Annotated in this window: 23 protein-coding genes; 2 read left to right on the forward strand and 21 right to left on the reverse strand. The window is 28.9% G+C overall.

Annotated features, from left to right (window positions below; genetic code table 11):
* Window positions 1-8: 8 nt before the first annotated feature.
* Window positions 9-776, forward strand: coding sequence for a PucR family transcriptional regulator (locus tag ACTG44_RS12955; protein ID WP_479917118.1), 768 nt, complete (start codon window positions 9-11; stop codon window positions 774-776).
* A gap of 186 nt (window positions 777-962) precedes the next feature.
* On the opposite strand, the gene ACTG44_RS12960 is transcribed toward ACTG44_RS12955, so the two are convergent.
* The 17 genes from ACTG44_RS12960 to ACTG44_RS13040 form a co-directional block, all read right to left on the reverse strand.
* A complete protein-coding gene (locus tag ACTG44_RS12960) occupies window positions 963-2,336 on the reverse strand; it encodes an MFS transporter (protein ID WP_479920557.1) in 1,374 nt (457 codons plus the stop codon).
* A gap of 32 nt (window positions 2,337-2,368) precedes the next feature.
* On the reverse strand, window positions 2,369-3,304 hold the full coding sequence (locus tag ACTG44_RS12965) for an ROK family protein (protein WP_021385304.1): 936 nt from the start codon (window positions 3,302-3,304) through the stop codon (window positions 2,369-2,371).
* A 956-nt stretch (window positions 3,305-4,260) separates the two neighbouring features.
* The gene (gene dnaJ, locus ACTG44_RS12970) at window positions 4,261-5,415 is read right to left on the reverse strand and encodes a molecular chaperone DnaJ (protein WP_021385307.1); all 1,155 of its coding nucleotides are present in this window, start codon (window positions 5,413-5,415) and stop codon (window positions 4,261-4,263) included.
* 210 nt (window positions 5,416-5,625) lie between these two features.
* Window positions 5,626-7,473, reverse strand: a complete 1,848-nt coding sequence (dnaK, locus tag ACTG44_RS12975) for a molecular chaperone DnaK (RefSeq protein WP_021385295.1) — start codon at window positions 7,471-7,473, stop codon at window positions 5,626-5,628.
* Window positions 7,474-7,564: 91 nt separating this feature from the next.
* Window positions 7,565-8,185, reverse strand: coding sequence for a nucleotide exchange factor GrpE (gene grpE, locus ACTG44_RS12980; protein ID WP_479920558.1), 621 nt, complete (start codon window positions 8,183-8,185; stop codon window positions 7,565-7,567).
* 29 nt (window positions 8,186-8,214) lie between these two features.
* A complete protein-coding gene (gene hrcA, locus ACTG44_RS12985) occupies window positions 8,215-9,234 on the reverse strand; it encodes a heat-inducible transcriptional repressor HrcA (RefSeq protein WP_479920559.1) in 1,020 nt (339 codons plus the stop codon).
* Window positions 9,235-9,336: 102 nt separating this feature from the next.
* The gene (hemW, locus tag ACTG44_RS12990) at window positions 9,337-10,506 is read right to left on the reverse strand and encodes a radical SAM family heme chaperone HemW (RefSeq protein WP_479920560.1); all 1,170 of its coding nucleotides are present in this window, start codon (window positions 10,504-10,506) and stop codon (window positions 9,337-9,339) included.
* Window positions 10,507-10,678: 172 nt separating this feature from the next.
* Window positions 10,679-11,992: an APC family permease gene (locus ACTG44_RS12995; protein ID WP_479920561.1), complete on the reverse strand. Its 1,314-nt coding sequence runs from the start codon at window positions 11,990-11,992 to the stop codon at window positions 10,679-10,681.
* Between the two features lie 225 nt (window positions 11,993-12,217).
* A complete protein-coding gene (locus ACTG44_RS13000) occupies window positions 12,218-13,555 on the reverse strand; it encodes a CCA tRNA nucleotidyltransferase (RefSeq protein ID WP_479920562.1) in 1,338 nt (445 codons plus the stop codon).
* Window positions 13,556-13,705: 150 nt separating this feature from the next.
* Complete coding sequence (lepA, locus tag ACTG44_RS13005; RefSeq protein WP_479920563.1) at window positions 13,706-15,511, reverse strand: translation elongation factor 4; 1,806 nt, start codon at window positions 15,509-15,511, stop codon at window positions 13,706-13,708.
* 277 nt (window positions 15,512-15,788) lie between these two features.
* Window positions 15,789-16,040, reverse strand: coding sequence for a hypothetical protein (locus ACTG44_RS13010; protein WP_479920564.1), 252 nt, complete (start codon window positions 16,038-16,040; stop codon window positions 15,789-15,791).
* A gap of 29 nt (window positions 16,041-16,069) precedes the next feature.
* Window positions 16,070-17,077: a stage II sporulation protein P gene (gene spoIIP / locus ACTG44_RS13015; protein ID WP_021385341.1), complete on the reverse strand. Its 1,008-nt coding sequence runs from the start codon at window positions 17,075-17,077 to the stop codon at window positions 16,070-16,072.
* A 17-nt stretch (window positions 17,078-17,094) separates the two neighbouring features.
* Window positions 17,095-18,048 (reverse strand): GPR endopeptidase, encoded by a 954-nt coding sequence (gene gpr, locus ACTG44_RS13020; protein WP_021385350.1) that lies wholly within the window; start codon window positions 18,046-18,048, stop codon window positions 17,095-17,097.
* A gap of 248 nt (window positions 18,049-18,296) precedes the next feature.
* Window positions 18,297-18,680 carry a BlaI/MecI/CopY family transcriptional regulator gene (locus ACTG44_RS13025; RefSeq protein ID WP_479920565.1) on the reverse strand — a complete coding sequence of 128 codons (384 nt, stop codon included), beginning with the start codon at window positions 18,678-18,680 and terminating at the stop codon, window positions 18,297-18,299.
* Window positions 18,681-18,705: 25 nt separating this feature from the next.
* The gene (locus tag ACTG44_RS13030; protein ID WP_479920566.1) at window positions 18,706-19,056 is read right to left on the reverse strand and encodes a BlaI/MecI/CopY family transcriptional regulator; all 351 of its coding nucleotides are present in this window, start codon (window positions 19,054-19,056) and stop codon (window positions 18,706-18,708) included.
* A gap of 563 nt (window positions 19,057-19,619) precedes the next feature.
* A complete protein-coding gene (locus tag ACTG44_RS13035) occupies window positions 19,620-19,796 on the reverse strand; it encodes a hypothetical protein (RefSeq protein WP_021385485.1) in 177 nt (58 codons plus the stop codon).
* A gap of 175 nt (window positions 19,797-19,971) precedes the next feature.
* A complete protein-coding gene (locus ACTG44_RS13040) occupies window positions 19,972-21,132 on the reverse strand; it encodes a PIN-like domain-containing protein (protein WP_479920567.1) in 1,161 nt (386 codons plus the stop codon).
* Between the two features lie 351 nt (window positions 21,133-21,483).
* Here ACTG44_RS13040 and ACTG44_RS13045 point away from each other — a divergent pair, with 351 nt between their 5' ends.
* A complete protein-coding gene (locus ACTG44_RS13045; RefSeq protein ID WP_095903997.1) occupies window positions 21,484-21,963 on the forward strand; it encodes a hypothetical protein in 480 nt (159 codons plus the stop codon).
* Window positions 21,964-21,991: 28 nt separating this feature from the next.
* Here the strand turns inward: ACTG44_RS13045 and ACTG44_RS13050 are convergent, their stop codons facing one another.
* From ACTG44_RS13050 to ACTG44_RS13065, 4 genes are all read right to left on the reverse strand, one after another.
* Window positions 21,992-22,789: an N-acetylmuramoyl-L-alanine amidase gene (locus tag ACTG44_RS13050; RefSeq protein WP_479920568.1), complete on the reverse strand. Its 798-nt coding sequence runs from the start codon at window positions 22,787-22,789 to the stop codon at window positions 21,992-21,994.
* A complete protein-coding gene (locus ACTG44_RS13055; RefSeq protein WP_227483856.1) occupies window positions 22,789-23,046 on the reverse strand; it encodes a phage holin family protein in 258 nt (85 codons plus the stop codon). The genes ACTG44_RS13050 and ACTG44_RS13055 overlap by 1 nt, the downstream gene beginning before the upstream one ends.
* Before the next feature lie 15 nt (window positions 23,047-23,061).
* A complete protein-coding gene (locus ACTG44_RS13060) occupies window positions 23,062-23,292 on the reverse strand; it encodes a hemolysin XhlA family protein (RefSeq protein WP_021385516.1) in 231 nt (76 codons plus the stop codon).
* Between the two features lie 130 nt (window positions 23,293-23,422).
* Window positions 23,423-25,084 (reverse strand): glycine rich domain-containing protein, encoded by a 1,662-nt coding sequence (locus ACTG44_RS13065; RefSeq protein WP_479920569.1) that lies wholly within the window; start codon window positions 25,082-25,084, stop codon window positions 23,423-23,425.
* Window positions 25,085-25,089: the final 5 nt, after the last annotated feature.

The following is a 25,089-nucleotide window of genomic DNA, read 5'->3' on the forward strand; positions in this document are numbered from 1 at the left end:
GAGACTTTATGGAAGATTTAAAAAGTTTTTTAGAAAGACAACTTAATAAAAAAATAAATATCTATCCGTATGAAAATCAAAGTTTGAACTCTAATAGCAATTTAGTTACTTTCAATAATACTATTTATGTTGTTGATTTTCTAGATGAAAATAATTTTGATAATCTAAAAGGTAACTTTTATTTAATTTATCAAGCCCATATAGATTTTGAATATCTAAAAAATATTTTTTACAACTTATATGATGATATAAATATAATACAACACAATGATTTCTTTGTTGTAAATTCTAAATACGACTTAGATATTAATGTAACTACACAAAATATAATTGAAACTGAAACTTATCAAAGTACCTATATTTTTTATCTTGGTGAGTTAGATAATAAATCTGACTTTAATTTTAGAGTTCAATTATGTTCTGATTTACTGCCTTCTATTGTAAAAGATAATGCTGAAAATAAATTTTTAAATTTATTTGACCTTATTAGATATAAAACTTTTGACTTGATTAATAAAGACAATATACTTAATAAATTAATAGACTTTAATAAGATTAAATCTATTGATGAAGAACTTCTATATACAGGAATAAAGTTTATAAATAATGACTTAAATATTTCTAAGACATCTACTAGTATGTTTTTACATAGAAATACGCTAGTCTATAGGTTGGAAAAGATTAATGATATACTTGGATTTGATTTAAAGAACTTTGAAAATGCAATGATTTTTTATCTGAGTGTCAAATCTTATTTTCTATATAAAAAAATTTAAGTACTAAATTAAGCAGAACTTTGAAATATTAGTTCAAAGTTCTGCTTAATTTTAATTCATAATATTGTATACCTATTAAGTATTCTTCATTTCAAGGCTTGAAGTTTATAAATATCAATCACTCATGTTTTACAAACAATATTTTCAAATATATTAAATGTTAAACCTATTAAAGGCGTAAATTTACTATTTTACTGTTCTTAATTCTTTCTTTAAAACAAAATTCAATAAAAAACTTATTGTACCTAAAACCACCATAACATAACCTAATATTTGAAATTGAGCTGATGTTATACTTGCTTCAAATACCATTCCAAGTAGAACTGTTGCTAAAATAGAACCTAAATAACGACTAGTTTGAAATAGACCTGAAGCTGTTCCTATACTATCAGGAGGGCTTTCTTTAAACATAGACGACTGTAATGCCACATTTCCAACTCCATAACTAATACCTGCTAATGATAAAATAATACCCTTTCCAACTACTGGTATATGAACAAAAATTATCGCAAGAAGTACTGCACTAATCAGCATAAAAATTGATGACATCATCAGAGGCAATCTAGTACCAGATTTGTCTATCCATCTCCCAGTTAATGGAGATATAAATATACCTATACCAGACATAAATAACATAAATAACCCAGTCGATTTTGCACTATAATGTAGTGCATCTTGAAAGTAACTAGGAAGACCAAAAAACAAAATATAATTAAAGAAATTTAATATAATAAACTGTAAGTAAACCTTTGACAGTTTAGGATTATTTACAAATAACTTAATATCTATAAATGGTAATTTTGTTCTAAGCTCATGCCAAATAAAAATACACATCAATATTACACCCAATACAAGTTGTTCTAAATTAAGAGACTCTTTCATAGATAACAAGAATAGTAATAGAAAAATCATTGCAATTGAAAATAAAAGTATACCAATAATATCTAATCTCGATAAAACATTTTTTAAAGTCTCTTTTATACAGTTTTTCCCTTTTGTTTCTTTTGGAAATAAAAAATATCCTAAACATATAGAAACTATAACAATAGGTATGTTCACAAGAAATATAGCATGCCATCCACCTAAATCCAACAATAATCCCCCAAGTGTTGGCCCCAATCCTGCTGTAGTTGAAGCAAAGATGGTTAAAACAGCCAATGCAGAAGATTGTCTTTCCTTTATATTATTTTGTATAAGAGCAACACCAGATGGATATAGAGTACTTGTTCCAATAGCCTGAATTACTCTTATAAAAATCAATATAAAAAATGATTGAACAAATGGTACTATAGATGCCGACAAAATCACAAGTATCAAACCACTCAAAAACAAGACTTTCCTACCTATTAAATCTCCTATCTTCCCTGAAACTGGTTGTGCAATGGCACTAGCTAAATAAAATGCTGAAACAATCCAAGACACCGTTGTAAAGCTAATATGAAAATCATTTTGTATACTATGTAAAGCAAGTGAAATCATAGAGGAATTGAGAGGATTAAGCATAGTTCCTGAACCTATAGCTATCAAAAAAAGTGTTCTTCTAGCATTTATTTTACTCATATATCATGCCTCCAATAAGCAACTCCTTTACCTTATAAAAAAGCTGCTCCTATAATTCCTGCGTCTGAACCTAAAGTTGCACATGTAATTGTAGCTATCTCTTCTTTTTTGCACAATACAAATTTTCTTACCAAATCTTCTATTCCATCAAGTATTATATCACTAGCTTTAGAAATACCTCCACCAATAGATATAATTTCTGGGTCTAAAGAATTTATTGTATTTGCAAAAGTCTTAGCTAAATATTCTTTAAATCTATTTATTACTTCAATTGCAACTTCATCATTTTCTCTATATGAATCAAACACCATCTTTGCATTTATATTTTCTAAATTTCCTTCTGCTAAATCTAAAATCATACTTTCTCGTCCCTCTTGTATCAACTTTTGAGAATACTTTATAATTGCAGTCGCTGAACAAAAAGTTTCTACACAACCATTATTTCCACAATTACAATCAAAATAGTTTTCTCCTATAATTTGATGACCTATTTCTGAACCTAATCCATGTGCTCCAGAAAAAACTTTTTGATTAATTATTATTCCTCCACCTACACCAGTTCCTAAAGTATATAGAACACCAACATTAGCACCCTTCATACTTCCAAATTTTGCTTCTCCAAGTGCTGCTACTGTTGCATCATTTTCTCCATTAATTTCAACATTTGGAAAGATTCTTTTTAGTTCCTTATTAAAATCTTTTCTCTCCCATTTTAAATTTACACAGGTTACTAAATCATCTTTATTTATAAATCCAGGTACACCAAACCCAATAGATTTTATATTGTTAATAGTAAGTTTATTATCTTCTAACAACTTATCAATCATTACTTTTATGTCATTAAGTACTCCTTCAAAGCCTTTTTCAATCACGGTCTTACATTCCGACCTAAAAAGTATTTTACCATTATCATCAACTACCCCTGCTTGTATACCTGTTCCACCTATATCTACACCTATATAATACATCTTTCTTCACCTTTCTCTTTTGAATCATTTAATTTTACTCTATATTTTATTATATATATAGTATATTAAAATGTGACACTATGCAAATTTTTCATAACAGTTTATACACAAAGTAAAAACATCTTCCCACAGTATATCTTTACTGCGAGAAGATGTCTATTTTATTAATTATTTTAATTTGTTAAGCGTTCAAAACAAACTATATTTAAAACAAGTATTTTAAATCTTTATCTCTACTTATTTTTTATCTACAATATTATTTATAACTAAAAATCAAACAAATCTTAAGTATATCTTTTAGTAGGTATAAATTAACTTTCTGCAAAAGCCACTTCTATCTTCATCCAATCTATACTAAAAATCTTAATACACATTACATGTATATTTCTTTACACATACATATATCTAGCTACATATTTCTTTACATACATATCTAGTACAGCAACTAATAATACATACATATTTCTTTACACACGTACATAAAATCAATTTATAATTATTTTTCCTTAACTTAATTATAATTAGATAAATCTTTTGTAAAAATTTTAATTTACACTATACAAAAGATTTAAAAATTAGATACCTTGTCTATATAACATTACTATTTTACTATCAAAGGTTTAAGTCTAGGTAATTACAATAATTATCCCAGCTTATGAGTTTTTCCAGTACTTAATACAGCACTAAAAGTATCTAATTTTATCTTATAGATTATAATTGAGTTTTCTTCATCATTTGGCAGTGCCACATCCGTTCCCACTGGAATCACCCCTTTCTATTGTTTGATTATATTATAGCATATTATATATTGTGAGACAAGTATTTTTCAGAAAATTTTCTATATTCAGTTTTAATTTTTTTACATGAAAATAGCCAATATAAAAATCATAATATCCGTTGAAAATCTCTCAAATAACTAAGATTTCAAAAATATGATTATATATTGGCTACTTTAATTACTTTTTCTTAAACATATCTTCTATCTTCTGTCCAAATGTTTTTTTCTTTTCGTGGACGTTCGACCCACACTCCTTCGCAAATTCTCTTAATAGATCTTTTTGCTTGTCGTTTAATTTTTTAGGGATTTCAACTACAACTTTAACATACTGGTCTCCTCTTGAATTACCCCTAATTCTAGGAATTCCTTTTTCTTTAAGTCTAAATACAGTTCCAGTTTGTGTTCCTTCTGGTACACTGTATTTAACTTTTCCATCCAAAGTAGGTACTTCTATCTCATCACCTAAAGTTGCTTGAACAAATGTAATTGGCATCTCAAAGTAAATATCATTTCCATCTCTAGTAAATAGTGGATGTGACTTAACATTAACTACAATATATAAGTCTCCTCTTGGAGCACCTTTTTCTCCTACTTCACCTTGACCAGAAAGTTTTATCATTTGACCATCATCTATACCTGCAGGTATATCTACTTCTATAGTCTTAACTTTTCTTGTATTTCCAGTTCCGTGACATTTACTACATGGAGACTCAATAACTTCCCCAGTTCCATTACAAGCACTACATGGTCTTGAACTTGCTATATTACCAAATGGAGTTCTTTGAACAGTTCTAACTTGACCAGTTCCATTACAAGTTGAACAAGTTTTCTTTGATGTACCTGGTTTTGCTCCAGTTCCATCACACTCTTCACACTCTTCACTTCTGTTTACCTTTATAGACATCTTTTTACCAAATGCAGCTTCTTCAAAAGATATACTAACACTTTGTCTTATATCCGCACCACGTTGAGGACCTCTTCTTCTCTGTCTTCCACCTCCGAAGCCTCCTCCAAACATGTCACCAAATATATCTCCAAACATATCTTCAAAACCACCAAAGCCTTGACCGTTAAATCCTCCTTGACCACCAAAGCCTCCTTGGCCATTTAGTCCATCATGCCCAAACTGGTCATAAGTTTTTCTCTTTGTATCATCTGATAGTACTTCATAAGCTTCATTTATCTCTTTAAATTTTTCTTCTGCTTCTTTATCTCCAGGATTTCTATCTGGATGGTACTTCATTGCTAATTTTCTGTAAGCTTTTTTTATTTCCTGAGCTTCTGCACCTTTACTGATGCCTAAGACTTCATAATAATCCCTTTTTGTACTCAAAAATTGACACCACCTTCATTTTACAAAACGATAGCTTGTAGAATAATAAACTACAAGCTATCATTAATTCTTATATTCTACTTTAAGTTATATAATCTATGATATATTATATTCTTTATGATGTATATTGTCCATATATCTTTAATATCTATATGATTTTCATAAATCATATATTATCTAGCTATAATTTAGCGTTACATATTATATATCTTATTTGTCTTCATCTACTTCTTTAAAGTCAGCATCTACTACATTGTCATCTTTAGGTCCATTGTCTTGAGCTTGTTCTGCACCTTGTGCTGCTTGTTGTTCTTGCGCTGCTTGTTGGTACATTTCTTGAGATACTTTTTGGAACTTAGTCATTACTTCGTCTGTAGCTTTCTTAAGTTCTTCTGCTGTAGCATCTTGTTTGTCTTTTACAGTTTTTAAGTTTTCTATAGCTTTTTCTATATCTTCTTTATCACTTGAACTTATTTTATCTCCAAGTTCATTTAAAGTCTTTTCAGTTTGATATATAGTAGATTCAGCTTGGTTAAATGCTTCTATTTTCTCTTTCTTTTGTTTGTCAGCTTCTGCGTTCATTTCAGCTTCTTTTACTTTTTGCTCTATCTCAGCTTCTGATAGATTAGTGTTTGATGTTATAGTTATTTTTTGTTCTTTTCCTGTACCTAAGTCTTTAGCTGAAACATTAACTATACCATTTGCATCTATATCAAATGTAACTTCTATTTGAGGTATTCCTCTTTGTGCTGGTGGTATATCTGTTAATTGGAATCTTCCTAAAGTAGTATTGTCATAAGCCATACTTCTTTCACCTTGAAGAACATGTATATCAACAGCTGTTTGATTATCAGCGGCAGTTGAGAATACTTGAGATTTCTTAGTTGGTATTGTAGTATTTCTTTCTATTATCTTAGTCATTACATTACCCATTGTTTCTATACCAAGAGATAATGGAGTAACGTCTAGTAATAATAAGTCTTTAACATCTCCTGCTAAAACTCCTGCTTGTATAGAAGCTCCTGCTGCAACACACTCATCTGGATTTATACCTTTGTGAGGCTCTTTTCCTATAAATTTCTTAACAGCTTCTTGTACTGCTGGTATTCTTGTAGAACCACCTACTAATAATACATCATCTATATCACCTGTAGAAAGTCCTGCATCTTGTAAAGCTCTCTTAGTTGGTTCCATAGTTTTTTCAACTAAACCTCTAGTTAATTCTTCAAATTTAGCTCTTGATAAATCTATATTTAAGTGTTTTGGTCCTTCTGCTGTAGCAGTTATGAAAGGTAAGTTTATGTTTGAATTCATTGTTGATGATAATTCTTTCTTAGCCTTTTCTGCTGCTTCTTTTAATCTTTGAAGAGCCATATTGTCATTTCTTAAGTCTACACCTTCAGCTTTTTTGAATTCATCTGCTAAATAGTCTATTACTATTTGGTCAAAATCATCTCCACCTAATCTATTGTTACCAGCTGTAGCTAAAACTTCGAAAGTTCCATCTCCTATTTCAAGTATAGATACGTCAAAAGTTCCTCCACCTAAGTCAAATACTAATATTTTCTTTTCTTGGTCTAATTTATCCATACCGTAAGCAAGTGCTGCTGCTGTTGGCTCATTTATTATTCTCTTAACATCAAGCCCTGCTATTCTACCAGCATCTTTAGTAGCTTGTCTTTGAGCATCTGTAAAATAAGCTGGAACTGTTATAACTGCCTCTGTTACTGTTTGTCCTAAGTAACTTTCTGCATCTGATTTTAATTTTTGTAATATTATTGCTGATATTTCTTGTGGAGTATATGATTTTCCATCTATATTTACTTTGTAATCAGTTCCCATATGAGTTTTTATAGAAGTTATTGTTTTATCTGCATTTGTAACTGCTTGTCTTTTTGCAGGCTCTCCAACTATTCTTTCACCATCTTTTGTAAATGCTACTACTGATGGAGTAGTTCTCATACCTTCGCTATTTGCTATTATTTGTGCTTCTCCACCTTCTAATACTGCAACACATGAATTTGTTGTTCCTAAATCTATTCCTATTATTTTTCCCATGACTAAAATCCTCCTCGAGTAATTATATAATTAAGTTTTACTTATTTGAATATTTTATATTAGGTTAAATAATTTAACCTTTAATTTATATTTAGCAAGAAACTTTAACCATTGAAGGTCTTATAACTTTAGTTCCTAGCTTATATCCTTTTTGAAGCACCATTACTATTTGATTTGCTTCAAATCCATCTACACTTTCTTGCATAACTGCTAAGTGTAAATTAGGGTCAAATTCCTTAGATTCTGCTTCTATTTCTTCTACTCCAAATTTTACTAGAGTGTCTATTAACTGTTTATGTACAAGGCTTATACCCTTATACATAGTATCTTCCTTATCTTCACATGCATCTAAGGCTCTTTCCATACTATCTATAACTGGTATTAACTCAGTTATTATCTTTTCATTTGCAAACACACCTATTGTCTCTTTTTCTTGTTGAGTTCTTCTTCTATAGTTTGCATATTCGGCTTGAAGTCTTTGATATTTATCATTTGATTCATCTAATTCGTCTTGCAATTTTTTTTCTGCTAATTTAGAATTTATATCTGTTACATTTTCATCATCAACTTCTTTTTCATCACTTGTTTTACTTGATTCCTCACATTCTTCATTAACAATTTCCTCTTCTAACTCTACTTGAGTTTCAGATTCTTGGTTAATAGAAGTATCATTTTCTTCTTTTACTTCCTGTTGCTCATTTTTTTTATCCAAGACTTTACACCTCTCAATTTAAAATTTCTTTACTTTCTATTAATTAATAAACTCATATAATTTATTATAGAGTAAATCCTAGCATAATCCATTCTTGTAGGGCCTATAAAACTTATTCGCCCAACCAAGTCTCTATCTACATTATAAGTTGCTGTAACTATACTACAATCCTGTGCCAATTCACAATCATTATCACTACCAATTATTATATTTAGATTGTCCTTTTGTATTCCCTTTGATTTAATTATGTCAGCTATTGTTTCCTTTTTTTCCAACATATTTAAAAATGACTTTGCTTTTAATACATCATTAAATTCTGGATAGCTAAATATATTAGTAGCTCCATTTAATGATAGAGAAAAATCTTCTTCTTTCATATTTGAATTCAAAGCATTTAAAAGCTCATCTATAAGTCCAGAATACTCACTTATTTCGTATTTAATAAAAGCAATTAGATTATCATCCAAATCTGTTATACTTTTACCTAAGAGCTTCCTTGTAAGATTATCAGAAATCAAGTTTAACTTAGATTGATCTAAATATACATTAGTTGTAAGGCTAGCTTTTTTTAAATCTCCTTTATCTGTTACAACTATAAGTAAAATATTATTGTCATTCATAGCAACTAATTGTATGTGCTTTATAACACTTTGATTTATTAAACTCTTAGTAACTGCTACAGTCGTATAGTTTGTTAGTTGAGATAATAGCTTGGAAGTTTCATGAATCAATTCTTTTATATGATTTATATTATGATTCATACATTGCTCAATAAGAATCTTATCATTATCATCCAATTCGCTTTTACTCATAAGAGAGTTTACATATAACTTATAGCCTTTTTCAGACGGAACTCTACCCGCAGAAGTATGAGGCTGAATCAAGTACCCTAATTCTTCAAGGTCAGCCATCTCATTTCTTATGGTAGCAGCACTAACACCTAAATCATGTCTTTTAGATATTGTTCTAGAACCTATAGCTTCAGCTGTTTCTATATAATCTTTAACTATAGCTTTGAGGATATTTAATTTTCTTTCATTTAATTCCATCTTAGTATGCCTCCTAGCTGTTAGCACTCACCAAGTTTGAGTGCTAAAAAGATTATATATATTATATACCATTATAAATTTATTTTGTCAATACTTTAAAAATTATTCCATAAATTCTATAAATATACTATTAGATATTTCCCTTCCCTTTTGAGTTAATTGTATACCTTCAAAACTCTGATTTATAAGTTTTCTATCTGATAGCATTTCTATTTGCTTACTATATTTTTCTTTAAAATCTAGTCCAAATTTTTTTTTGAAATCTTCAAATTTTATACCTTTGTTCATTCGAAGTCCCATAAATATTTTCTCTTCTATCATATCTTTTTCAGAGAGAATTTCATTTTCTTGTATTGGTTTTTCTCTTTTTACTAAACTTAAATGATAGTCATCTAAAGATTCCAAATTATTATATCTATTCTTATTAATATAGCCAGAAGCTCCTGCTCCAAGACCTATATAATGTTCACATTCCCAATATAAAATATTATGCTCACAATTATAACCTTCTTTTGAGTAATTTGATATTTCATATTGATTATATCCTTTTGATTTTAGATAGTTTATTGTATACTCATACATTTCTATATCCACATTTTCATCTATAAGTTCAAACTTATTGCTCTCATACATATTATATAGCTCAGTACCCTCTTCTAATATAAGAGAATAGGCTGATATATGTGTTGGATTTAAGTCTGTAACTTTTTGAAGTGTTTCCTTCCAGTCATATAGAGTTTGATTTGGAAGACTGTACATTAAATCTATATTAATATTTTTGAAACCTACACTTAATGCATCTTTGTAGTTTTTCTCAAATTCTTCATAAGTATGTATCCTTCCTATAAAGTTCAAATGCTCTTCTTGAACAGCTTGCAAGCCAATACTAAGTCTATTTATACCAATGTCTTTCATAGCTTTTAATTTTTCTAATGTCAATGTACCAGGATTACACTCTATAGTTACTTCTGCATCATCATCTATATTAAACAGTTCTCTTATACTTGTAAATACTTCTCTTATTTCATCAGATGTCAGTATACTAGGTGTACCTCCCCCTACAAAAATACTAGTTATTGTATCATTTCCATTTAGACAGTAACCTTCTTTATCTTTATTATCTTTGTATAATTTACTACTGTATAACTCCATTTCAATTTTTAAATCTTCTATATATCTTCGTTTTGAATCTATGTCCATTTTGTAAGAGTTAAAGTCGCAATACTTACATTTCTTCACACAAAATGGAATATGTATATAAAGTCCTAACATTTTTTATTCCTCATTTCTTAGATTATCTTAAAATACCAGTTACTAAATTATAAATCAAACAGGATAGCACATCAAGTAACATATAAAACACTTATATTATGTAATATTATAAAAAATTTGGATAAAAGTAAAATTAACTTTTATCCAAATTCATCTAACTTAAACTAAGCACTTATCTTTTCTTCATATAATAATACACTGGTAGACCTAATAGTGTTATAAATATTCCACCTAAAGATATTACGGTTGAAGTCAATAGTTGATTTATTATTACAAATAGACCTCCCAGTATAGCTATGATTGGTATTATTGGATATAAAGGAACTCTATATGGTCTGTGTAAATCAGGCTTTTCTCTTCTAAGTCTCATGACTCCTATAAAAGTCAGTACATAAAATACCCATATCGAAAATATGGTTAAATCTGTAAGAAGATTAAATTGACCAGATAACGCATATACACAGGCTAATACAGTTATAAGTAATATTGAATTTACAGGAGAACCACCAGAATTTACTTTTAAAAGAGCTTTAGAGGCTGGTAAAGTTCCCATTTCAGCTAGTGTATATGGTATTCTTGAACCTGTCAATAAATATCCATTCAACGTACCAAATACTGATACTAATATACCCACAGTTATTACTTTTCCACCTAAATTTCCAAATAATCTTGTTGCGACTAATGTAGCTGGTGAGGTAACTGTTGCTAATTCACTTGCTGGCACTACCCAAAGATAAGCTATATTTATTATAATATAAACTGCCATAACTAATGATAAACCACCAACTATTGCTCTTGGCAAATCTTTATCAGGAGACTTCATTTCTCCTGATATAGCTCCAACATTTATCCATCCATCATATGCAAATAAAGTTGCTATTAATACTTGTCCAAGTGCATTTGATACACTGACACCATCGCCTACAAATGGACTTAACACTTCACTACTTTGACCTTTACTAAACCCAAAAATTATTATTAAAATTAAAGGTATCATTTTTCCAACAGTTGCTACTGTCTGAACTTTTCCCCCTAAGGATGAGCCTATTATGTTTAGTAATGCTAGAAATAATATAACTCCAATTGCTATAGGAAGTACATTAGACATGTTATTTGGGCTCATGCCCAAAAGCTCAGATGCTTGTTGAGCAAATATTACTCCTAGTGCTGCTGATGTACCTGGGAAAAATAATACAGTTTGCATCCATCCAGTTAAAAAACCTAACTTTTCCCCATATATCTCTTCGATATAAATCATCATACCACCAGTTTTTGGTATAGCAGCTGAGATTTCTGTAGCTGTAAGACCTGCAGTTATTGTTATAAATCCACCTAAAAGCCATGCTATAATACCTAGACCTGGAGCTCCATTAGTTGTAGTGTATATTGCTTGTGGCTTAAAAAAAACTCCCGAACCTATAACCATACCTACAACAGTAGAAAGAGCTGCTGAAAGACCAATGGTCTTTTGTAGTTGAGTACGCATACTGTCCCTCCTCACTGTTTTATAGTGCATAAAATATTAATTTTATAAATTATGGTTTTAGTATTCCCAAAGTTTTTTTTTATATTAATCTGCTAATTTTAGATTAAGTTTCTATACATTTAAAAATTGTACAACCTCAATCTCTAAAAATCATTTATTTTTTCTAAATAAGTACTATATTTTCAGCTTTTTAAATTAATTAAACTAAAATTTTTATACTCTATTCTAAAATGTATATATATTTAATACTTTTTCTTTCAGTATTTCTTTTTCATTTAGTTCTGGATTATTTATAACAATTTCAAGCATCTTATTTAATATGTGTCCCATATCTTTACCTGGTTTTACACCTATAGATATCAAATCTTTTCCATTAATAGCTAAATCCTTAATATTAAAACATTCATTTTGATTTATTATGTGTTTAAATTCTTTTTCACACTCGATAAGATTTAATATCTTACTTTTTGCATATTTTGGATTTTTAGCAAGCGTATCTGCCCAATTAACCTTTATTAAATCTTCAAATAGTTCAACATCTTCAAGTTTATTTAATAATTTTTTAATTATTTTCCTTTTTGGCTCTATCCTATAATCATGATACTGTATTAATGTCAAAACTTTATTAATAGTATAATTATCGTACTTGAGTCTCTTTAAAATTCTCTTTGCAATCTTTACAGATTCTCTACTATGAGTATAAAAGTGGTCAATTCCGTTTTTATCAGTCGTTTTAGTTACCTTTTTTCCCAAATCATGAAACAACATTGTAAGCTTTAAATATAATTCATCTTCAATCACTTCTGTAGCCATTAAAGTATGTTTTTGTACATCATAAATATGGTATGGATTATGTTGAGTAACTTCCTCTAATTCACATATTTCAGGAATTATAAATTTCAACAAACCTGTTGAATTTAATAATTCTAATTTAGATGAATCAGATACTAGCATTTTGTTGAATTCTGTTTGAATTCTTTCTATAGAAATATTTTTTATCAAGTTTGCTTTTTTGTGGATACTTTGCTTAGTCCCTTCAGCTATTTTAAAACTGAGTTGTGCCGAAAATCTAACTGCTCTAAGCATTCTAAGTGCATCTTCTTCAAATCTATCTACTGGATTTCCAACACAACGTATATACTTATTTTGTATATCTTCATACCCATTAAATGGGTCAACCAATCCATTCTTTGTATTGTATGCAATTGAATTGATAGTAAAATCTCTTCTTGATAGGTCCTTAACTATGTTATTTGTAAATTCTATTGAATCTGGATGTCTACCATCACTATAATTTCCATCTATTCTATAAGTTGTTACTTCAAATGGTTCATGACCAAGCATAACTGTTACAGTACCATGCTGTATGCCAGTTGGAATTGTTTTTTCAAATAGCTCTACTACTACTTCTGGTTTCGCACTAGTTGTTATATCCCAGTCATTTGGAATTCTTTCTAACAAACAATCTCTAACACATCCTCCAACTACATATGCTTCATGACCATGTTTTTCTAATTCTTTAATTATATAATCTACTTTTTTAGGAATTTCTATATTAATCATAAATATCACCTTTTTATTTTTCTTTAATATACTCTTGTTTATATTTTCTATTAGTTTACTTAAAATATACCACAAAAAAGCTAGATTAATTTAGAAATAATTCTAAAATCACTCTAGCTTTTAAATATCTTTATCTAAATTTATAAAAATTTATTCATCTAATTTAAGTACAGACATAAATGCTTTTTGAGGAACTTCAACAGAACCAATTTGTCTCATACGCTTCTTACCTTCTTTTTGCTTTTCAAGAAGTTTCTTCTTACGAGATATATCCCCACCATAACATTTAGCAAGTACATCTTTTCTTAACGCACTTATCGTCTCCCTTGCAATAACCTTATTACCAACAGCAGCTTGTATAGGTATAGCAAATTGATGTCTTGGGATTTCCCCTTTTAGTTTTTCACACATTGCCTTGCCTCTATGGAAAGCACGAGTTTCATGAACAATAAAACTAAGTGCATCTACTTGCTCTTTATTAATTAATATATCAAGTTTTACAAGTGTAGATGGCACATAACCTTTAACCTCATAATCAAGAGAGCCATATCCTCTAGTTCTTGATTTCAAAGCATCAAAGAAGTCGTAAACAACCTCATTAAGAGGAAGGTCATAGTGAAGCATTACTCTTCTATCATCTATATATTCCATATTTAACATGTTTCCACGTCTTTCTTGACAAAGTTCCATGACTACACCTACATAGTCTTTAGGAACTATTATATCTCCTTTTACTATAGGTTCTTCTATCATCTTTATCTCAGATGGCTCTGGTAAGTTTGCAGGATTTTGTATCATTACAACTTCTCCATCAATTTTTGTAACTCTGTATATAACAGATGGTGCTGTCGTAATTATATCAAGATTAAATTCTCTCTCAAGTCTTTCTTGCATTATCTCCATATGTAAAAGACCTAAGAAACCACATCTAAAACCAAATCCTAGTGCTGCTGAAGTCTCCGCTTCATACTCAAGTGCAGCATCATTTACTTGAAGTTTTTCAAGAGCATCTCTTACATTTTCATACTTTTCTCCTTCTCCTGGATATATACCACAGTATACCATTGGAGTAGCTTTTTTATATCCTGGTAAAGGTTCATCTGTAGAATTATTTGAATCTGTTATTGTATCTCCAACACGACAACTTCTTATATCTTTTATGCTTGCTGCAATATAACCAACATCACCTGCTGATAATTCACTAAGCTCAGTTTGACCTGGAGCCATTACACCAACTTCAGTTACTTCAAACTTTTTGTTAGTGTTCATCATTTTTATTGTCATGCCTTTTTTAACAGTTCCTTCAAATACTCTAACATAAGCTACAACACCTTTATAAGCATCATAGTAAGAATCGAATATTAACGCCTTTAATGGTGCTTCATTATCTCCTTTAGGTGGAGGAACATTTTTTACAATATCTTCTAATACATCTTCTATGTTTAAGCCAGTCTTTGCAGAAATAAGAGGTGCCTCACTTGAATCAAGCCCTATTAAATCTTCTATTTCATGCTTTACTTCCTCTGGTCTTGCACTTGGTAAATCTATTTTATTTATTATTGGTAATATTTCTAAATCTTGGTCTATAGCAAGATAAACATTGGCTAGGGTTTGCGCCTCAACACCTTGAGCTGCATCGACTACCAGTAATGCACCTTCACATGCAGCTAAACTTCTTGATACCTCATAGTTAAAGTCTACATGTCCAGGTGTATCTATAAGATTTAAATAATATTCATTTCCATCCTTCGCTTTATACATTAATCTTATGTTTTGAAGCTTTATAGTAATTCCTCTTTCTCTTTCAAGGTCCATATTGTCAAGCAATTGACTTTTCATGTCCCTTTCACTAACAAGCCCCGTTTGTTGTATTAATCTATCAGCTAAGGTAGACTTTCCATGGTCTATATGTGCAATTATACTAAAATTTCTAGTTCTACTTTGTTTATTGTCCACCTTAAAATTCCCTCCTCTTAATTATTCTTATAGTTATTATTTTACATTATATAAAAACTCTTTATATAATGTAAAACTTTTGAATATAAACTAATTGGCACTAAACAAAATTATCCACATTATATGTGGATTATCAAGTCTAACACTAAATATTATATAATATCATAAACTTAAAGTAAATCCTATAAGACACAGTTAATGCATTTTTATTTTATATCCTAAGAATATATAACTAAAATAAGGTTTATTTTAATCAATAAACCTTATTCACTTATTACTACTTATTAAATTTTTTGATGATTCCATTTATATCAAAGTTCGATATATCAAAATCAAAGTTTGTTATATCAAAATTAATACTTGGAAAATCATATTGTTTCATTCCTAACATACTTTTTGCATTACTATCTACTATAAAGACACAAACTGATGTACCTATTATCATAGTAATCAAAAACACGATTCTCATAATATACTTGTATTTTCTTAGTTTACTTTTACTTTCTATATTTTTTTCTAATCGGCTCATTTAACATGCTCCTAATTGTACCTAACAATCTAATTTTTTTGTTTAAAATATTCATCCAAAATCTCAGCTAGATACTTTGTAGTAGCTTTAGATTCTTCTATACTTGTTGCATTATTTCCTATTTCTACTAGCATATGATTCTTAACTGCAAATTGATTAAATCTAGCATAGTCTTTTTCTACTATTGGAGACACCAAACCAGGATATTTCTTTTCAGCAAAAGCAGTTATATCATCTGCTAAAGCTCTGAGTTGTGCTCTATTTGTATTTTTACCTCCTACAACAAAGAAAAACTTTGCTACTCTCTCTCCATTTATCATAGTTGTATATTTTAAATGGTCTTTTTCTTTAGTGGCTGGATTAGTTAAATCCCTAGCATCTCTATGTAAGTCTATTGCTATGTCCACTGAATTATATTTAGGGAGTATACTTTTTATTGTTTTTAAGCTACTTGCATAAGAATTATTATAAGATGGATAGTCATGGTACTTAGTTGTATGAACTACACCCCATCCTTTGCTATCTAAGGCACTAGTCAATGCACTTCCTACTTCCATTACCGAATTTTTCTTATCTCTTGAATGATAATTTCCAGCAGGTGAATTTGAATAAGTTTCACATCCATGAGTATGATATATTAAAATTCTTGGATTTTCTTTAGTCACTCTTAAATCATCCTTGTATTCTGAGCTAGATGTAGTATTAGTTTCAGTCGTGTCAGAATTCTTTGACTCAATATCTGGAACATTTTCTTTACCAACATAAAGTTTTATATATTCTTTTTCACTTTCTTTTTTGCTATCAACTTTACTTGCATCTTCAGATTTTTCTTTTTCATTTTTGCTTTCTTTATTTTCTTCTTTATTTTTATTATTCTTTTTATCTTCTGTATTATTTCCTTCGACTTTAGCTTCTGGATAAGATGAGTTTACTAAAAACTTTAAAAAATCATCTTGATTCAAAGCCAATGATTTTCCTGGTAAAATGCATGCTAATATAAAAGTCAAGGTTACTACTTTAATGCATTTTTTAAACATAATTGTTCCTCCTTATTTTATACCAATCTACCTGGATGCAAAGACCTATTTAAACCTTCGCTTATTATTATAGATAGATTTTCGATTGTATCATCTATATCCTTTGGTGTTACTATTAAGTTTTTGTCATATGGGTCTAATGAATCTTTTATTAGATGATATTTTTCTTCTTCTTTAAGCTTTTTCAACATTTCATAAAAGCTTTCTGTTTCTTCTGATTGAGCTATTAAATTGTCTATTGCCATATCTAAAACATCTATCGTAAGAGTGGCTGCATCAACCACAGTTGGTACACCTATTGCAATAACTTCTACTCCTAATGTTTCCTTAGTTAGAGATTTTCTCGTATTACCAACACCTCCACCAGGTGATATTCCTGCTGTTGATATCTGTATAGTAGAGTTTACTCTTTCCATTTTTCTTGAAGCTAGTGCATCTATTGCTACTACTCTATCTGGCTTAACTTTCTCAACCAATGACTTTACTATTTCACTAGTCTCTATTCCAGTAACACCCATAACTCCTGGGCTTAAAGCTGATACCTCAGTGAAATCATCATCATAGTCTTTATTATAATTTTTAAAAAGATGTCTAGTCACAAGTGTTTTTGATACACTCTTTGGTCCTAATGCATCAGAAGTAATATTTCTATTTCCAAGACCAATTACCAGTGTTTTTTTGTTTTTGTCTTGTCCAAATATATCTACCAATTCCTCTTTCAAATAACTTATCATTTCTTCTCTTGATTCATCATCATCAAACTTCATAAGATTACTTTCCAGAGTTATATACTTTCCTATATCCTTATTCATTATTTCTGCGCCTTGTCCATCTACTACTTCAACTTTTGTTACAATACAATTTTCTAATTCTTTAGTTTCTATTTTTACACCAGGAATACTACTTCCTTCTTGAGACTTTTCACACATTTCACTAGCTTCTAAAGCTAAATCTGTTCTTACACTAATCATATAAACCTCCAGTATAAATTAAATGCTAATTATAATTGTTAACAAAATTTAGTATTTTATAACAAAAAACTATAAATTTATTTAAAACAAGTAAATTCAACGCTTTCAGAACCACAAAAATGAGTTTGGTCAGTAAATGGTCAGTAAATATATTCATCCACATTTTATCCACAATGTTATCAACAGATTTATCCACAGATATAAAAAAGGTAGCAACTATTTATATAGGCGCTACCTTTTTGTATCTATTAATCTTCTTCTTTCCAAGTTTTTATCCAATCTCCTATTTCTGTTATTTTATCTTCCGTTATTTTTTCCCCATCGTGTAATTTTGAAATCAGTTCTGATAGAGGATTGTTATGTAAACCTCCAAAAATTCTTTTACCTTCTAATTTTAAATATTCTTTTTCTTTTACTAATACTGTATAGTGTACATGTTTCCCAATTCGCTGAGATATTAAAAAACCCTTTTTAGTTAGTCTAGTTAAAAGTGTAATTGTAGTTGTATGTTTCCAGCCATACATTTTTTCTATCTCATCTGAAACATCTTTTGATATTACAGTTTTATAACCAGTATTCCATATGTATTTCATAATTTTTAATTCTGCATCTGGTAATTTCTTATTTATCATAATATATCCCTTCTTTCTATAAAACTCAAACTTGTCTTTTTATCATATCTTTTATATTTGTTATGAATTTTTTAAATTTTTCTTCTATTATTTGATTCCTTCTATGTATAGTTGTAAATATTCGAGTAAAAAAATCATCATCTATATTTATATTTCTTTCTTTTCTTATAGCATTTAAATATTCTTTTTTAGTTAATAATACTTCATAACTAAACTGAAAACCTATCCTCTTCTTTTTTAATACTTTCATCTTTACTAATCTTTTAAGTAAAATTTCTGTAGTACTTTTCCTCCATTTATACCTCTCCTGCATTGCTAAGATTATTTCTTTTTTAGATAGAATAGACTTTTTCCTCCACATATATTCCATTAACATTAGTTCTCCCCTGCGTAATTTGGCTATTACCTCTTGCTGCTCCATCTTATGTCACTTCCTCAACTTGTCTAACTTAAACTAATAATAGGAGCTTTTTAACACAAAAACTAGAGGTAAAATTTACCATATATTCTACTGTTTTAGTTTGTTTTTATATATAAAAAATATTATTCATATCTATAAACTTATTCAATTTTCAAACACATATAATGAATAATAACTAGTTGTATTGTATTGTTTTAATTGTAGAATAATACTAAATTGGTAAAAATAGAGGAATTTAGCGGCATAAATATTTATTAAATAAGACTTGTAAGATGAGTTATAAGTTATATTAACAAGCTATCAAAACATATACTCTTTTGATTTTATGAAAGTTTTTTAGGTGGGCAATAATATATATACTTAGAGCTAAAATAAAATATATTTCTAGGATTCATAGTTTTATTTTTTGTTAAAATGCGATATAATAAAGATGTAAAATCGCATCAAAAATAAAAAAAGAAACTACAATCTATTAGCCTAGAGCGAAGTTTCAAATTCAAAATAATTTAAGTAATGATTTATTCATTGAAATCGTCTTGATTGCCGTCAGGACGATTTCTTAGTTTATGTAAAGATTCTTTTAATTTACTTATAGAATCTAATAATCTTGTTATAGACTTCACTATTGTTGTAATAGATTTTATTATAATAGTAATATAATACGCTATAACAAGTATAAACATAAGTGTTTTCATATACTCACCCCCTTTCATACGAAGGTGATTTCTGAAAACTTTCGCCCTTAGATTGTAGTTTCTTACAAGATATATTCTTGCATTTTAATTATAGCATAATTTTACAATTATCAAATATCATTTTTCATCTTTTATACTCTCAACTATATCTTCTATAATGCAATACACATTTTTTCTATGACATCATGCTATACATCTGTTCTTTAAGTCTTTTTTTAACACTATCTATCTGCAAATTTACGTCTCCTAAACATTCTTGCAATTTCTCAAAATAATTCATATCTTCTTTTTTTATACTTACTTTTACATCTTTCTTCTTCAATCTAAGTGCCTCAGAATACATAGATTTTTCAATCATAGCCTTATGTTTTTTAAGGCGATTAAGATGCTCTTCTAATAGAACTATTATTCCTGTAGTACATTTTATGTCTTGAATATCTTTGATATTTTCTTCATAATTAATACATTCTATGTCTTCTGGTGAGCCAATATAATTAACTTCTTGTAAAACACTTTCTCCTATTTTATCCTTATTTTGTTCATTAAAAATTTCAATAAAAGTTTGCATTGAGTACATATGAAATTTTTGCTTCGAAAAATTATAAAATTCTTTTCTTAATTCATATCTAGGTCCGATTATCTGCCCATGCACTTTATTCCACCAATCTTCTTTTTGGTCATTTGTGATATAAATTATATCTTTCTTATTATTTTTTGAATAATCTAAAATTTCATTCCATATAATTAAATCTCCATATTTATTATTATCATCAAAATCATCTTTTTGTTTTTTAAAATCTTTATATCCTGGAGGTACATTACATTTATATCTACTTTCCCCTTCTTTTTTTATTTTTTCTAAATCTTCTTTTTTATATTCCTCTCCGACTTTTCCATCAAACAAATTTAATATTTGCTTTAATATATTATCTTCACTAGGATTAAAAACTTCTAGATTTTTAATTTTATTATTGTTTATCCAACCATCAATATATGTTTCTAATTCTTCCAAATCTTTATCCTCTTTTGCTATCTTTAATTTTTGTCTAATATCTGATACTAATTTTTTTGAGTTTTTAGATAACTCATCATATTTATTTATAGATTCAAAAATTATATTGCATCTTTGTTCCATAAATTCTTTAGCTACATGATGTGGCAACCATATTCTATCTTTAAACCCTTTCAAAGCGGATAAAAGACTATTCCTTGTTGTCGCAGAGTACCTATATAAATTTAACAATACATTTGTATCAAAAACAACAATAGCATCTGACATTAAATTTTCCTTTTCGTCACTAGTTGGTTCTATATACTCACAAACTGCTTTTCTCATAATATCCCCCTAATAAATATTATTTTTTATACTTACATTATATCAAAATAATATAAATTTTTATTAATAATTTTAAAGTTATGGAATGTAGTTGAAGATTAAATTTATTGAAATAAGTAAAAATTATCTTTACCTATTTTAATATATACATCAAATTTATAATTTTTCTTTTACAAATTCTCTAGCTATATTTATTATTAGCCACACATCAACAGAATAAACTTGAGTAAATTTTTTTCCTGTAATCTTGCTTTATCTTTATCTAAAATCGTTCGACAAATTGCTGATATAAACTCTTAAATATGCTATAAATTAAAGTATATTAGACATTAATTTATGGAGGTATAAAATATGTTTCTCGATGATATATTTGATATTATTAAATTTAACAAAAAAAGCCCTATAGAGCAGTTGCATATTATTCAAGGAGAAGAAAAACCAGACATAAAAGAAGCTGAGGAATATTATAAATGCAATTACAGATTTTATAATTCTCTTAAGGAGATGGATTCAATAGAAAATATAAAAATAGAAAAAACACGCATCAAAACTATCTTAGATTCTAAAAATAACCCATCAATTCCATTTGCAATTGCTGTTATTGCTGCATTTATATCAATTTTCTTTAGTCTACTTACTAGCAATATTATAAAAGATTTTTTTACTGCTTGTGGTGTAATACTTCTTTTTTTTGGCACTTATTTATGTTTAATATGTGAAGCTCAGCAAAAATCGAATAGCTACCAAAAATTCTATATGAGTTCGCTGCAAGTATTAGATAATATGGAAAGTAAAAAACTTAAAGAAAGAAAGTATAAAAAAAGAAGGTAACAACTAACTCTAGTTGCTACCTTCTAATCTATCTATTAATAAAATCCAATGCTTTATAAAGTGTATCAAACCTATCATTTCCCTTTATCATAGTATATCTTTCTTTAGTTATAGAACCTATCTTATTACATGCTCCTCCACCTACAATATATAAATTCTCCGTTTGACCTGGCGTATAGTCTTTTATATCACAGACTCTACATTCATTTTCTTTGTAGTTCCAACTAATTATTTGTGCTAGAACTTTGTCAACTTCTCCCTCATAAACTACTGTATGCTTATACATTTGTTTCACCTCAATATTATCTATTTTCTTATTTAATATACCCTCAGCTATTAGCTTTGCAACTGTATTTTTATTTTTAATATAGTAATCTGTATCTGCTTTACTGTCTACAAAACATACTTCAATTAATAATGCTGGTGCTTTTGTATGATTAAGCCAATACAAACCCCTTACATCCGATTTAGCACCCCTATTTTTAAATACCATTGATAGTTTATCATTGACTCTATTTGCATACATTTTGCCATTATTAGTTTTATATATAGTTTCTGTACCCATAGGATTTAGGGTTGTGTTATTTGCGTTGAAATGTACTTGTACTGCTAAGTCTATGTCTTGTTTATTTGCTATTTGACATTGTTCAGATAGATAATCATTCGATTTATCTATCTTACCAGTATATATAGTTGCTCCACCTTGTTTTAACCATTTCGCGATTAAGTCAGTTAGTATTCTATTTTCTTTTCCTTCGTCTATATATCCAGTTGCTCCTGTTCCTTTTCCACTTAAAGTGTGTCCTGGTACTATTGCTATTTTCATTACTTATTTTCCTCCTTTAACTGTTTGTAAGTTTGATTTATACCTATTGATATACCCCAGCAAATCACACCTTGTAAGACTGCATCAGCATTTAACCCTAACATCCATACTGAAAAACCTACTCCAAGTATCAATAACACTACTGGAATATACTTGTTATCTAACTGTTTATACTTCTTGCAACCTGCTCCTATAACATAAAGAGCAGCTACTAAAATTAGTAACTGCTCTGGTATAAAACTTATTAAATTATCCATTTATTTTCCTCCTAATTAAAATATTCCTCTCTGTATGGCAAATATAAAGAATCCTACTAATGTTGTAATCATTGTTCCAATTAGCCACTTTAACATACTTGTAAGTGAGTTTAAGTTCTCGCATAATGCTTTTAACTCTGCTTTAGACTCTATATTTGCTATCTTTAATTCGTCTATTTCTTCACCATGCTTATTTATTCTTGTTTCGTGTCTTTTTAAATCTGCGTTGAAAAGTTCTTCATTCATGAAAACCTCCTTATTTGTATTAAAATAAGACTTAGAGGTTATCTAAGCCTTATAAACATTTTCTAGTATTAATTCTCAATACCATTTCTCTATATTTGATTTATCTATTTAATCTTTTTATTTCTATTTTTTATTCATACGCTCTCCAAGTAAACACTCCACCACTTCTAACTTCAACATCATCGCATCTAGGTCCGTCATCTGAATTAGATAATATAAGTTTAAATGAATTAGATGTTATGTTACTTATCTTAATAAGCCCTCTTGTATAATAAGCAGCCTCTTTAATTTTTTCTGCTCCCAAATTAATATTATTTAGATTAGATATATTACTAAATAAGATACTGTCTCCTTTTGAAGTCCAAGCTGGTAATGTATCAATTATAATTACACTTGGTACAAAATCTAGATCCATTAATATATCTAGAGTAGCAGATTCTTTTTGCCCTTTTATATAAAAATTATAGTTGTCATATGACGTGAAAGTGTAACTACCCGTTGCCCATCTCTTTCTTTGTTTTATCTGATTATTTAACTGACTTATAGTATTATTCTTTTCAGTCAATTTATTTTGTAAATCTTCCACACTAGCATCTGAACTATCAAAAGATTTCTTTATCTTTTCTGATAATTCCACTAAAGAATTATTTAAACTTGATTCAATATTCTTTAGTGATAATACATTTATTATAGAAGTTTTTCCATTTATTAATCCTTCTTTTATTTCACTAACTTTACTTGCTATATCTTGTAGACTTGCGTCATCCTCTAATGGCATTATACTTTTGCTTATGCTTATAACTTTTTCTACAGTTTTATTATTATTGTCAGTAACAACTATTTTTAAAGTATGCAAAGCACTATCCTCAATGGTATAATTAATAATTTTCTCTGCATAAAGATTTGTTGCTATTGTTTCTTTTAATGTATTATCTATAAAGCATTCAATTTTAGAAAGATTATTATCCTCAGAATGAGATGCAACAAATACAACTTGTGTTTGTGAATAAGACTTAATTGTAAGTAAAGGAAATCCTTCTAATAATGTTATTTTAGCTTTTCCTCTATCATGATTTATATGTCCAATACTCATATCTATATTATTAAGAAAATATTCTGATGTAGGAATATATCCATTGGGTTTATAACTGCTATTATTTAATGCATATCCGCTACCGCCACCACCTCCAGCTCCTCCGCCTCCACCAAACCAACCACCACCTCCTCCTCCATATTTTTCATTTTCTCTGCCTGTTGCATCTCCTCCTATCCCGAATGAACCACTTTTTCCATAATTGCCTGTTCCTCCCCTCTCTTGAGAAGCTCCATAACCTTGAAGACCTGGATGTAAACCATTAGTTCCATACGCACCACCACCATCCCCGCCTGCATAAGCTGCGAAGTTTCTACCTCCTCCACCAGCAACAATTATACGTGATAGTAAACCTTGTTTATCATTCCAGGCACCTCCAGTAAGCCTTATATCTGTGGCACCACCACCATTACATTTATAGGGTTTGTTATCATAAACTTCATCGAGTAATGTATTTCCTCCTCCGTTAAAAATCGGTTCACTTCCATAACCCCATTCACCTACATATACATACATTGTTGTTTCCTTGTTTAACACAAGTTCTCCTTTTGTATAACCACCCACTGAACGTTGTGATACATCAGTTATAGCGGCTCCTCCTCCTCCACAAGCCCCCCAACATTCAAATTTATATTTACCAGGTCTTAATGTCACACTTTGTTCACTTCCTGTATAATTAAATTCATAAACTGTTGCCATTTAAT

The sequence above is a fragment of the Clostridioides sp. LIBA-2809 genome (genome assembly GCF_056688965.1).

Coding starts and splice junctions, on each gene's coding strand:
- ACTG44_RS13050 (WP_479920568.1), bottom strand. CDS start 22,789: ATGAAAATAGCAATAGTACCAGGACACACTTTAAGTGGAAAAGGAACA.
- ACTG44_RS13030 (WP_479920566.1), bottom strand. CDS start 19,056: ATGTTAATGGAATATATGTGGAGGAAAAAGTCTATTCTATCTAAAAAA.
- ACTG44_RS13000 (WP_479920562.1), bottom strand. CDS start 13,555: ATGATTAATATAGAAATTCCTAAAAAAGTAGATTATATAATTAAAGAA.
- ACTG44_RS13045 (WP_095903997.1), top strand. CDS start 21,484: ATGTTTCTCGATGATATATTTGATATTATTAAATTTAACAAAAAAAGC.
- ACTG44_RS12955 (WP_479917118.1), top strand. CDS start 9: ATGGAAGATTTAAAAAGTTTTTTAGAAAGACAACTTAATAAAAAAATA.
- ACTG44_RS13040 (WP_479920567.1), bottom strand. CDS start 21,132: ATGAGAAAAGCAGTTTGTGAGTATATAGAACCAACTAGTGACGAAAAG.
- ACTG44_RS12995 (WP_479920561.1), bottom strand. CDS start 11,992: ATGCGTACTCAACTACAAAAGACCATTGGTCTTTCAGCAGCTCTTTCT.
- spoIIP (WP_021385341.1), bottom strand. CDS start 17,077: ATGTTTAAAAAATGCATTAAAGTAGTAACCTTGACTTTTATATTAGCA.
- ACTG44_RS12960 (WP_479920557.1), bottom strand. CDS start 2,336: ATGAGTAAAATAAATGCTAGAAGAACACTTTTTTTGATAGCTATAGGT.
- hemW (WP_479920560.1), bottom strand. CDS start 10,506: ATGTTAGGACTTTATATACATATTCCATTTTGTGTGAAGAAATGTAAG.
- dnaK (WP_021385295.1), bottom strand. CDS start 7,473: ATGGGAAAAATAATAGGAATAGATTTAGGAACAACAAATTCATGTGTT.
- ACTG44_RS13065 (WP_479920569.1), bottom strand. CDS start 25,084: ATGGCAACAGTTTATGAATTTAATTATACAGGAAGTGAACAAAGTGTG.
- ACTG44_RS13025 (WP_479920565.1), bottom strand. CDS start 18,680: ATGATAAATAAGAAATTACCAGATGCAGAATTAAAAATTATGAAATAC.
- ACTG44_RS13060 (WP_021385516.1), bottom strand. CDS start 23,292: ATGAATGAAGAACTTTTCAACGCAGATTTAAAAAGACACGAAACAAGA.
- gpr (WP_021385350.1), bottom strand. CDS start 18,048: ATGATTAGTGTAAGAACAGATTTAGCTTTAGAAGCTAGTGAAATGTGT.
- ACTG44_RS12965 (WP_021385304.1), bottom strand. CDS start 3,304: ATGTATTATATAGGTGTAGATATAGGTGGAACAGGTATACAAGCAGGG.
- ACTG44_RS13035 (WP_021385485.1), bottom strand. CDS start 19,796: ATGAAAACACTTATGTTTATACTTGTTATAGCGTATTATATTACTATT.
- hrcA (WP_479920559.1), bottom strand. CDS start 9,234: ATGGAATTAAATGAAAGAAAATTAAATATCCTCAAAGCTATAGTTAAA.
- ACTG44_RS13055 (WP_227483856.1), bottom strand. CDS start 23,046: ATGGATAATTTAATAAGTTTTATACCAGAGCAGTTACTAATTTTAGTA.
- ACTG44_RS13010 (WP_479920564.1), bottom strand. CDS start 16,040: ATGAGCCGATTAGAAAAAAATATAGAAAGTAAAAGTAAACTAAGAAAA.